General features: G+C 42.4%; 14 protein-coding genes. 8 read left to right on the forward strand and 6 right to left on the reverse strand.

Going from position 1 to position 10,791, the window contains the following annotated elements; translation table 11 throughout:
- Window positions 1-426, reverse strand: a 426-nt coding sequence (locus tag ABWY16_RS09140; RefSeq protein ID WP_353904340.1) for an exodeoxyribonuclease III, incomplete at its 3' end; no start/stop codon positions are given.
- A gap of 18 nt (window positions 427-444) precedes the next feature.
- Window positions 445-672 carry a hypothetical protein gene (locus ABWY16_RS09145; RefSeq protein ID WP_353904341.1) on the reverse strand — a complete coding sequence of 76 codons (228 nt, stop codon included), beginning with the start codon at window positions 670-672 and terminating at the stop codon, window positions 445-447.
- A 152-nt stretch (window positions 673-824) separates the two neighbouring features.
- On the opposite strand from ABWY16_RS09145, the gene ABWY16_RS09150 reads away from it, so the two are divergent.
- The 6 genes from ABWY16_RS09150 (at window position 825) to ABWY16_RS09175 (ending at window position 6,947) form a co-directional block, all read left to right on the forward strand.
- Complete coding sequence (locus ABWY16_RS09150) at window positions 825-1,769, forward strand: manganese catalase family protein (protein ID WP_353904342.1); 945 nt, start codon at window positions 825-827, stop codon at window positions 1,767-1,769.
- Between the two features lie 404 nt (window positions 1,770-2,173).
- The gene (locus ABWY16_RS09155) at window positions 2,174-2,677 is read left to right on the forward strand and encodes an RNA polymerase sigma factor (protein ID WP_353904343.1); all 504 of its coding nucleotides are present in this window, start codon (window positions 2,174-2,176) and stop codon (window positions 2,675-2,677) included.
- A 182-nt stretch (window positions 2,678-2,859) separates the two neighbouring features.
- The gene (kaiC, locus tag ABWY16_RS09160) at window positions 2,860-4,593 is read left to right on the forward strand and encodes a circadian clock protein KaiC (RefSeq protein WP_353904344.1); all 1,734 of its coding nucleotides are present in this window, start codon (window positions 2,860-2,862) and stop codon (window positions 4,591-4,593) included.
- A gap of 13 nt (window positions 4,594-4,606) precedes the next feature.
- The gene (locus ABWY16_RS09165; RefSeq protein WP_353904345.1) at window positions 4,607-4,894 is read left to right on the forward strand and encodes a circadian clock KaiB family protein; all 288 of its coding nucleotides are present in this window, start codon (window positions 4,607-4,609) and stop codon (window positions 4,892-4,894) included.
- A gap of 8 nt (window positions 4,895-4,902) precedes the next feature.
- The gene (locus tag ABWY16_RS09170) at window positions 4,903-5,214 is read left to right on the forward strand and encodes a circadian clock KaiB family protein (RefSeq protein WP_353904346.1); all 312 of its coding nucleotides are present in this window, start codon (window positions 4,903-4,905) and stop codon (window positions 5,212-5,214) included.
- Window positions 5,215-5,225: 11 nt separating this feature from the next.
- Window positions 5,226-6,947 (forward strand): ATP-binding protein, encoded by a 1,722-nt coding sequence (locus ABWY16_RS09175; protein WP_353904347.1) that lies wholly within the window; start codon window positions 5,226-5,228, stop codon window positions 6,945-6,947.
- Between the two features lie 3 nt (window positions 6,948-6,950).
- On the opposite strand, the gene ABWY16_RS09180 is transcribed toward ABWY16_RS09175, so the two are convergent.
- The 3 genes from ABWY16_RS09180 to ABWY16_RS09190 form a co-directional block, all read right to left on the reverse strand.
- Window positions 6,951-7,304: a hypothetical protein gene (locus ABWY16_RS09180; protein WP_353904348.1), complete on the reverse strand. Its 354-nt coding sequence runs from the start codon at window positions 7,302-7,304 to the stop codon at window positions 6,951-6,953.
- Between the two features lie 31 nt (window positions 7,305-7,335).
- Complete coding sequence (locus ABWY16_RS09185; RefSeq protein ID WP_353904349.1) at window positions 7,336-7,587, reverse strand: hypothetical protein; 252 nt, start codon at window positions 7,585-7,587, stop codon at window positions 7,336-7,338.
- A 113-nt stretch (window positions 7,588-7,700) separates the two neighbouring features.
- On the reverse strand, window positions 7,701-8,246 hold the full coding sequence (locus ABWY16_RS09190; protein WP_353904350.1) for a hypothetical protein: 546 nt from the start codon (window positions 8,244-8,246) through the stop codon (window positions 7,701-7,703).
- 134 nt (window positions 8,247-8,380) lie between these two features.
- On the opposite strand from ABWY16_RS09190, the gene ABWY16_RS09195 reads away from it, so the two are divergent.
- Together ABWY16_RS09195 and ABWY16_RS09200 are read left to right on the forward strand one after the other, a co-directional pair.
- Entirely contained in the window at window positions 8,381-9,523 is a 1,143-nt protein-coding gene (locus tag ABWY16_RS09195) for a zinc-dependent alcohol dehydrogenase (protein WP_353904351.1), read from the forward strand.
- A 4-nt stretch (window positions 9,524-9,527) separates the two neighbouring features.
- Window positions 9,528-10,025, forward strand: coding sequence for a hypothetical protein (locus ABWY16_RS09200; RefSeq protein ID WP_353904352.1), 498 nt, complete (start codon window positions 9,528-9,530; stop codon window positions 10,023-10,025).
- 91 nt (window positions 10,026-10,116) lie between these two features.
- On the opposite strand, the gene ABWY16_RS09205 is transcribed toward ABWY16_RS09200, so the two are convergent.
- Window positions 10,117-10,791, reverse strand: a 675-nt coding sequence (locus tag ABWY16_RS09205; protein WP_353904353.1) for a DUF421 domain-containing protein, incomplete at its 5' end; no start/stop codon positions are given.

Here is a 10,791-nt window from a genome sequence, read left to right on the forward strand (position 1 = left end):
AACGGGCAGATCAAAAGACAGTAAGCGCTTCGCATGACTGTTCAGCCTTTTCATCCAGTTGAGCTTGTAAGTGAACTTATCCCCCGGCCAGGGATTACCATTTGGGAGATAAAGGCAACCTATTACAATCCCATTGATAAAACCTTCGATATACCTGCTTTGCACATCTTCCTCATCGCCGGGCATTCCTTTTATAGTTTGTTTGATTTCGCCATATCTGGATAGTATAGCTACTCCGTTCCAGCTTTTCTGTCCGCTCCAGATAGCGTGGTAGCCGGCTTTCATTAACGCTTCCTCAGGAAAAAGAGCGTCAGTGGATTTCAACTCCTGGAGACACACAACATCAGGCTTTGCTTCTTTGAGCCAGCGCAGCAGGTTTGCCAAACGGCCGTTGATGCCATTGATATTGTAACTTGCTATTTTCATTGGAAGAATATATTGAACTTAAAGCTCTGATTGTTCTATAAATTCTCCCAGTTCAGCTGCAATGTGATCCACCTCTTCCGTTGTCCCTTTCCAGACTGGAGTTTTATGGTTTTCATCTATACCGGCAATATACAAATGCCCAATCTCTGTATCATCTTCTGTTTCGATACAATAATGGCCTGATTCATCAATAGGATAATTGATAGTGAGTATGGTATCTCCGGTATTGTAATGCAGTGTCTCCATACGTATGATAACTAAAATATAAGCTTTTGGTTTTTTATTATGTGAATGCCTAATAGCGGGCTTGTTTATAATCGTTATCATTAATTTTCATGTAAAACTTAAACGAATAAGAAGAGTTACAGGCGTACACTTCACCTAATAAAAAACATATTATGTTCCATCACTCAAAAGACTTACAATTCAATGCAAGGGTTTCTAAACCCGATCCTATTTTTGCCAATATTTTACTAGAACAATTTGGCGGTGAAAACGGAGAGCTAGCTGCTGCAATGCAGTATTTCACACAAGCGTTTGGCGCTAAACAACCCCATCCGGATAAGTACGACTTACTGATGGACATCGCAACTGAAGAATTTTCCCACCTTGAAATCGTAGGTGCTACAATCCAGATGTTGCTTAAAGGCGTTAACGGCGAACTTAAGGACGCTGCTGATCAAAGTGAGATCATGCAGGTGCTGGATGGTAAAGCTACAAAGGAAAACATTATCCATGAAGCTTTAAGGGCCAATCCACAATTCCCGATCATCACCGGTGGCGGTCCAACTTTAAGAAATAGCCAGGGTATTCCATGGTGTGCCTCATACATCCATTCAAATGGTGACCTTACTGTAGATTTAAGAAGCAACTTAGCTTCAGAGTCTAGAGCTAAGATTGTTTATGAGCACTTAATGAAATTCACAGATGATCCGTATGTAAAAAATACGCTTTCATTCCTGATGACACGCGAGATTGCGCACTACAACATGTTCGAAGCGGCATTGAATACTATTCAGCCTAACTTCCCTCCTGCAGTATTGCAGGCTGATCCACGTTATACCCAACAATATTTCAATTTCTCGCCAGAAAATAGTTTTACTGGTCCATGGAATGAAGGTGTAATGCCAAAAACTGGTAAAGAATGGGAATTTGTAGCTGATCCGGTTGCTTTCTCTAAAGAAACAGTTGGTTTGACTGAATTACCTGATGACAAATCTGCTGAACTGGCTGAAGCAGAGACTTTAAACGCAGAACTGAGCGAAGTAAAAAGCGCAGAAGTTAAAAATGCTGAACCTGAAGGTGTTGCTCAATGGAGCGATTACGACAGTGTGAAAAGCTAATACTGCTTTATGAAAAAAAGCCCTCGAATTTCTAAGTTCGAGGGCTTTTTTTATTTAGGCCTGATTAGAAACCAGGAAATATAATACCGGTACCTTTTTGAATAAAGAAAATATCCTTGTCCCCATTATCCCACACATCACTGTAGTTATATAGATACAAAATATAACAGTATTTCTGTGCCAAATTTATTAAAGTTCTGTAGCAGAAAAGTTAAACAATCTTATTAATCTCTCTGATGGGACTTTAAAATCACATTTCTGAACATTTATAATGGTATTTTCTATTATGCTCCTCAAAAATGTTCCCCTAAGTTTTCAATTTCAGGAAATAAAACTAACTATTTTGGTATGCTCCTTGTTTTAAAACAACCATCTACCTAAAAACAATAACTAACATCTTCCCTATGAAAAACATTACCTTCAGTTCTGAAATCAACAGCCACAAATCAGCAATGCAGAATTTTGCATTTTCATTCACAAAGAACAATGATGATGCGAACGATCTTGTGCAGGACACCTTTCTGAAAGCGTTCCGTTATTCTGAACTTTATAAAGATGGCACAAACCTGCGAGGGTGGTTGTATACAATAATGAGAAACACTTTTATTAATGATTACAGAGCTACAGTCAGGCGCAGAAGTATTATAGATACCAGTGAAGAACTAATGTCTTATCAATTGGTGACAAGCGCATCCCGTAACCAGGCTGAAGGAAGTTTGATTGGTGATGACATTAACAAGGCACTGAAAAATCTTCCGGACGCCTACCTGGTCCCCTTTTTAAAATTCTTTGAAGGATTCAAATACCATGAAATAGCAGAGGAACTTGACATACCAATCGGTACAGTGAAGACCAGGATCCATGAAGCAAGAAGATTACTGAAGACCAAACTGAAAATGTATAATTAAGGCAGAGTAACCATTTAAGAGCTTATCGGCAGGGATAATACTTTTTTTGAGCAGGGATTTAAAACACGATTAGCGAAACTAATAATCAGCAAGTTATACAGAAAACAACCTATGTGTGTTAATTGCCGCTATTATATTGCTGAAATTGTTCTATATTTCTATCAAAATTACCACTATCATTTATGTCATCAATACAATCGCCAGCTGATCATACTGGCACACCATTAACAACACTGCCAAAAACACCGTCCGGAATCAATGGTTTAGACCAGATTACTATGGGCGGTTTACCTACCGGCAGACCAACCCTTATCTGCGGCAGCACTGGCTGTGGTAAAACATTGTTCTCATTAGAATTTTTGATAAGGGGGGCTCAGGAATATGGAGAGCCTGGTGTATTTATGGCTTTTGAAGAAAAACCAGATGAACTTGCTATGAATGTGGCCTCACTGGGCTTTGATCTGAAGCAGTTGCAGGCTGACAAAAAAATAAAAGTAGACTACGTTCACATTGACAGAAGTGAAATTGAAGAAACCGGTGAATATGACCTCGAAGGTTTATTTATCCGCTTAGGCTATGCAATAGACACAATTGGCGCTAAACGTGTCGTTCTTGATACCATAGAAAATTTATTTGCGGGATTAACCGACGTTGGTATTTTACGTGCCGAATTGCGCAGACTTTTCGGGTGGTTAAAAGAAAAAGGCGTTACTGCAATTATCACCGGCGAGCAGGGCGAGAAAACACTTACCAGACAAGGGCTGGAAGAATACGTTTCTGACTGCGTTATTCTGCTCGATCACCGTATAATCAATCAAATATCTACACGCAGGTTACGAATAGTTAAATATCGCGGTACCTTACATGGTACCAATGAATATCCATTTCTGATTGATGAAGAAGGAATATCAGTATTACCTGTTACCTCCCTTCAGTTAGACAAACCTGTATCATCAGAAAGCATACCTACTGGCATATCAGCGTTAAACGATATGTTTAGTGGTGGCGGTTTTTACCGGGGCAGCAGTGTCCTGGTTTCGGGAACAGCAGGTACGGGTAAAACAAGTATTTCAGCTGGTTTTGTTAATCAGGCTTGTATAGACGGCCGCAAGTCCCTGTTTTTTGCATTTGAAGAATCGCCACAGCAAATCATCAGAAATATGCGTTCTATAGGAATGGATTTGCAGGCACATATCGATTCTGGCTTGTTAAAGTTTTATGCATCAAGACCAACGTTGTATGGTTTGGAGATGCATCTTGTAGCTATTCACAAAGCAATCAAAAAGTTCAAGCCCCAGGTAGTAGTGCTTGATCCTATTACCAACCTGATTACCATTGGATCAGTTAGTGAAGTAAAAGCCATGCTTGTACGTTTAATCGACTTTTTACAGGAAGAGCAGATTACAGTAATGTTTACTGCGCTTACGCTAAATAATATTGTAAACGAACAAACAGATGAAGGTGTATCGTCACTGGTAGATGCCTGGCTGCAAATCAAAGACATCGAGATGAATGGGGAGCGTAACAAAGGTCTGTATGTAATGAAATCCCGCGGAATGAGACATTCTAATCAGGTGCGCGAATTTGTGATCGGAGAAAAAGGAATAGATTTACTTGATGTGTATCTGGGGCCAGATGGTATCCTAACCGGATCGGCCAGAGAAGCGCATAAATTAGAAGAACAAACCGGCATAGTATTGCATTCAAGTGCGCTAAGCCGTAAAGACAGAGAGCTCGAACGTAAACGTAAAGTACTGGAAAGTAAAATTGAGGACCTTCGTATAGAGTTTGAATCTACCGAAGAAGAGTTGAACAAAATCTATACGGAAGAAGAAATTAAACGGGAAGTAATCAATAAAACACGACAAACCTTAACTAACATGCGCAGTAACACCAAGTCTTCAGCAAGTGAGTAATCTAAACGACAACATGGAAGAACAATACGAGCTTATGCTGTATGTTGCAGGCCGGACCCAAAAGTCCGTTACGGCGTTAAATAATTTAAAAAGATATTGTGAAGAACATTTGCAAGGTCAGTATGTTATCGAAGTAATTGACCTGCTTGAAAACCCTCAGCTCGCTGAAGGAGACCAGATATTTGCGGTTCCCACTTTGGTTAAAAAAGTGCCGGAGCCTGTGCGAAAAATAATTGGAGACTTATCTAACGAGGAAAAGGTTTTGGTGGGATTAAACATACGCCCTAAACAAGCACAATAAGGACCTTAATGAATGATCATCAGGATTTTTCCGAATGGGAAATAAAAGATAACCCTATCTACCAACTGCAGCTCTTTGTTGCAGGCACTTCGTCCTTGTCCGTTCGCGCAATAAATAACTTAAACCAGATTCTTGTGGAACACCTTGAAGGAAAATACGAACTCGAGGTCATTGATGTATACCAGCAGCCTAAAATGGCACTGGAAGAAAATGTGGCTGCCGTGCCAATGCTGGTGAGAAAATTTCCGGCTCCATACAGAAGATTAATTGGAGATATGTCTGACAAGGCAAAAGTTTTACGTGGTTTGGGTATTAAATAATCTACTGCAGTTTGAACACAGAGAAATCAAAAGAAGAGCTCTTAGCGTTATTAGAAGAAGCAGAATATTTGCTTGAGGAGGCAAATGATACAATTCATGCCATTCGTTCAGGCCAGATTGATGCACTGATTGTGAAGGATGATGAAGGGCATTCTATATTCACATTAAAAACGGCCGACCACTCTTTCAGGATATTTATAGAGCAAATGTCTGAGGGCGCAGTTACGCTCAATCAGGACGGTATAATTTTATATGCCAATTCAAGCTTTTCAGAAATTACCGGCCTCATGCTGGAAAAAATTATTGGGCAGCCCTTCCAGCGTTTCATCCAGGATAAAGACCAACTATTTTGGAGCAGGATAATGCTCAACGCCTGGGAGCACCATACTAAACTGGAACTTAAGCTATTCACTGCCGACCAAAATGAAGTTCCCGTATTGTTATCACTGAAAAGGCTTGAACTAAGTGAGGGCCTATGCATGAGTATCATTATCACAAATTTAACTGTCCAGCAGGAAAACCAGAGGTTGTTACAGGAAAGTAACGAACAGTTGCTGGATGCGCAGCGCGTTGCAAACCACCTGAATGCAACACTGGAACTTACAGTTGAAGAAAGAACCAAGGAACTGACCATTAATATAGCTGAAAAAGAACTCGTTGAGAAAGAACTGAGAACCAATCAGGAGCGTCTTTCCCGCGTTTTGGAAACCATGGCAGAGGGCGTGATCATCATGGATGTGGAAGGTAAAACAACCTATGCTAACCCAATGGCAAAAAAGATGCTTGGCATTACCGGTTTAAATAGAACTGAGTATGTTTATGCAGACTGGCAAATGCTTTGGATAAACGGGGAGCCACTCCCTCCACAGTACTATCCTATTACCAACGCAATTGAAACCGGTAATCCCGTTTATGACTACGAGATCGCCGTACAGCCCATCGAAGGGGAAAGATTTTATATCTCCATGAATGCAGCCCCGCTGAAAGATACGGACGGCGAAATTATTGCCGGCATCGGTACGTTCATGGACGTTACCAACAGGAGAAAAGCCATACAACAAAAAGACGATTTTATAAGTGTGGCCAGTCATGAACTGAGAACACCAGTTACATCATTACAAGCTTCACTGCAACTGATGAATAAGCTGCGTGACCGTCTGGATTCACCTATGCTGCCCAAACTTATCCTGCAGGCCAATAAAAGCATGGATAAAATGCGGGCGCTGATAGATGATCTGCTGAATGCAACCAATATGACCGAAGGTCAGCTGCAACTGAAGAAATCGTGGGTAGTACTGCGCGATCTTGTAGATGATTGCTGCCACGACATCCGTTCAGGTGGAGCATTTGACATTGTAGTATCCTGTGAGCCAGTTGTTAAAGTATTTGCAGATGCACACAAAATTGAGCAGGTACTGGTAAACTTTATCAGTAATGCGGCTAAATATGCGCCTGATTCGAAAGAAATAAATATCTGTATAACGCAGGAAAAAGATGTTACGAAAGTAACCGTGACTGATCATGGACCCGGTATACCAGCAGCAAAAATTCCTTACATCTTTGACAGGTACTACCGTGTTACCAGTGACGGTAGTCAGTATTCAGGACTGGGATTAGGCCTTTATATCTGCTCGCAGATTATCTACAAACATGACGGTGATATTGGTGTAGAGAGTGAAATCGGCAAGGGAAGCAGCTTTTGGTTTAGCTTACCTACCTCGCCGATAGCATAAAGATTAACTGAAAGGATCACCCTGTGTAGGCCATTTCCCTTTTTTTACGCCGGTATCCGGCTTTTTTGGATCTGTACCTGTTCCAGTTGCGATCATCCTGTCGCCGCCTGATACGCCCTCTTCAGGTTTGCTGGTAATACCCGGTCCTGTACCAGTTCCCGGTGTTCCTGTTTCGGTTCCGCTTGCACTTCCTGTCCCGGTGCCCGGGCCCGTGCCTGTACGCATCTCGTTTAAGTGTTTGTCTGTGCCTTCCTTGCTGGCTGTGGAGTCAGCTGATGCTTCTGTTTTATGATCAGAAGAACAACCCAGGGCAGCAATGCTTACAAGCATTGCGAATGTTATAGCTTTTAAATTCATGATAGTTTTTCTTTAAATGAGGATTGTCAATTTATTCTGGATCATCAGCATTGGTGCTGGTATCGGAATCAACAGTCCAGCCCTTTTCTATATTATCACTTTCAGGACGTTTATCTTCCAGCCCCTTCAGCTTATATGGGCTTTCCGGATCCCCGGATGTTTGTTCCTCAGGCTCGTTGCCGATGTTTTCCTGGCTCAAATCCTGGTGTTTATTCTCGTTCACATCTTTTAATGCATCTTGCAGGTCCTCGTTTTTGTCCCCGCTGTTCTGACTGTTTTCCATAATAATCTCATTAACAATTTTATAAACACTTCTGCTTTCTGTAAAAGAGATGGTATAACTCTGTCAGATGATTTTTGTTTGGTGGATCTGTCCGAAGGAAGAAATAAATGATCTTACAATGATTGCAATCCAGAAAGCACAGCGCTTAAAGCCTTACTATGCAAATCCTTATCACCCTCAATTAAAGCGTTGAGTAACCGTTTTTTCTTCAACAGGTATTTCTTCGCGCGCTTCTTATCGTATTTTAGCACCCAGCCAATATTATAAATCAGATCAGCATATTTTACAGTTTGCGCAGCAGGGCTGATTGTAAGCAATCGCGCAGCCTCCATCTTTTTTCTGGCGCTTTTGCCTAAGCCAGGATAAGCAGATTTGGTAAATACATCCGTCAGTTCCAAAACGCAGGAGCTGATCAGCATTGCGGCCGACTGGCTGTAACCAAAGCTCAGCAGTGCATCCCTGAGTTCGTTTATTGTAGCATAAGTATCTTCGAGAAGATCATGGCACAACCCAATTTCGTAACCGAAGTCGGTTGCACCGCTAGCCATTGCTGCCACCGCGGCAACGTGGTTAAAGTAAGGTTCACCACTTTCCCTAATCAGCTGTCCCTTATGCTTTAGTGCCACCCAGTCCTTTAATAGTTTTACAGGCTTCCTCATCTTAAGAGGCTCAAGATAATAAATGATTTTACAAAATATCATCTATTAATGTTTTCTGAGATAAATGAAACTGTAAGCTGATAAGAATGTTAAGGCAGCAAAATTAAATTAAACGGAGGATAATTATGTTAGCAATGAACTATCGCGGGCCCTTCAGGGTCAGGGCATCAGAGAAACCAGATCCCGTCATCCTACACCCGGAGGATGCTATTATCAAAGTTACACGCTCTTGTATCTGCGGCTCAGATCTGCACCTTTACCACGGCCTCGTGCCTGATACCAGGGTTGGAATGACCTTCGGTCACGAGTTTATGGGAACAGTTGTTGACGTAGGGTCTGAAGTAAATAAATTGAAAGTTGGCGATACAGTATTGGTTCCTTTTAACATTGCATGTGGTAAATGTGCATTTTGCAAACAGGAACTTTATGGCAACTGTCACGAATCTAACTCACAAGCCACAGCCGTAGGTGGAATATTTGGCTACTCGCACACTGCAGGTGGTTACGACGGCGGACAGGCAGAATATGTAAGAGTGCCTTACGCAGATGTTGGTCCTACAGTAATTCCTGAAGGCATGGACCCGGATGATGCATTGTTACTGACAGACGTTGTGCCTACAGGTTATCAGGCAGCTGAAATGGGCGGCATCAAACCCGGCGATACAGTAGTGGTATTTGGAGCCGGTCCGGTTGGGATTATGGCAGCTAAATGCGCATGGTTGTTTGGAGCAGCACGCGTAATCGTAATCGACCACCTGGAATACAGGCTGGAATTTGTTCGTAATTACGCCAAATGCGAAGCATATAACTTTGAATCACTGGAAGATCCGGTGCTCTTCCTAAAGAAAACTACAGACTGGTTTGGAGCAGATGTTTGTATTGATGCCGTAGGTGGCGATGCAGCAGGTAACGCAATGCAGACACTTACTGGCCGTAAATTGTTGCTGCAGGCAGGTTCTGCAACTGCGCTGCACTGGGCTATAAACTCAGTGAAAAAAGGTGGTATCGTTTCTATTGTCGGTGTATACGGGCCAACGGATAATTTAATCCCGATCGGTAACGTAGTCAACAAAGGGATTACCATCAGGGCAAACCAGGCTTCTGTAAAAAGACTGCTGCCAAAACTGATCGATCATATCATGGCGGGCAGATTGGATCCGAAAGCTATTATCACCCACCGCTTCCCTTTGGAAGAAGTAGGCGACGCTTACCATATGTTCTCAGCCAAATTAGACAATTGTATCAAACCGGTATTAATCATGCCATCAGCAAAATAAGATTATGGAAAGCAATAAAGATTATACCCAGATCCCCGGCTGGGGCATTGATGCCAATCCGGAGGACGAACCAAATTACCCGATGAAAAATTATACGGGCGATGACCATAAGAGAAGCAACTGGGAAAGGCCCGCACAGCAGGTCCAGACTGTAGAAATCTTAAAGTCGAACGAACGCCCGGCATTATCAGCAGTATTTGGAACCGCAAGCCCACCCACAGGTTTGAGTGGCATGATCAGGCGCCATGCATTTAAATACAGTGAGTCAAGTTACGGGCACTGGTTACCAATGTTGCTGGCAGATAGGATTAACGTAGTGGAAGGCATCATAGAAGACCTTGCAGAAGGCATAATACCAAATCTGTTTGCAGAGCACGGGATGAAGTCTGAACTGAAATTTAACAAGGCCGGTCTGGCCAAAAAGGTTTTGGTAAGGGCGGCAATTTTAGGGGTTGTCGTATTGTGCCTTACCAGAAAGAAAAAGCGTAAAAGCTTTTTTTAGTCGTTTTAGGTTAGAGTGAAATGGCTAATGCCCCGCAAGATTACTCTTGCGGGGCATCTTTCTGCATAGGCCTTTGCCATGCTAAGCTGGTTTATGAAGCTTTAACATAGTTCTCCTGTGAAGTTACAGCCTGCACCCAAACCGTGTGCTGGCAAACGCTGCATTTCAGTTCAGGGTTAATTTCAGGATGTCCCCCATTACCGCAGTTTGCACAAACGTACTGGTTACTCAGCCAGTCATTGCTTAACCAGTAATCCAGGTCATGCTCGGGCATAACAGATAATCCCGGCTTGACATCAGTATCGATAACCAATGAAAATGCCCCGCTCGACTCCATATACAAACGCTTTACGTGGCCGAGGTGATTTATCCCGTGGGCACGTACCTGTTCAAAGATAAGGGCCTTAGACATACCCGATGCACCCAGACAGTCCATATTAATTACTGAATCCTGCACCAGAACATAAATGTCCCCGTGTATTATTTCTTCGAACTTCTCGCTCATCATCGCACGTTTTGAGAGTATCCTTTCACAAAGTACTACTACAAGTGCAATCACAACGGCAGGCAGTATCCCTTTGTCCGGGGCCTGGATAGGTACTCCGATAGCCGCAGCAAGGGTTACCATCGCGGCCATTTCCGTCACGTTCAATTGTAAGGCCATCCGTTTACCCATCAGACGGATCGCTAAAATCAGAATAAAGTAAATGATCACCGTGCGGATCATAACTTCAATATAAAAGGAACCAGGTACTTCCCCGATAAA

This window comes from Pedobacter sp. (assembly GCF_040513095.1).
GTDB lineage: Bacteria > Bacteroidota > Bacteroidia > Sphingobacteriales > Sphingobacteriaceae > Pedobacter.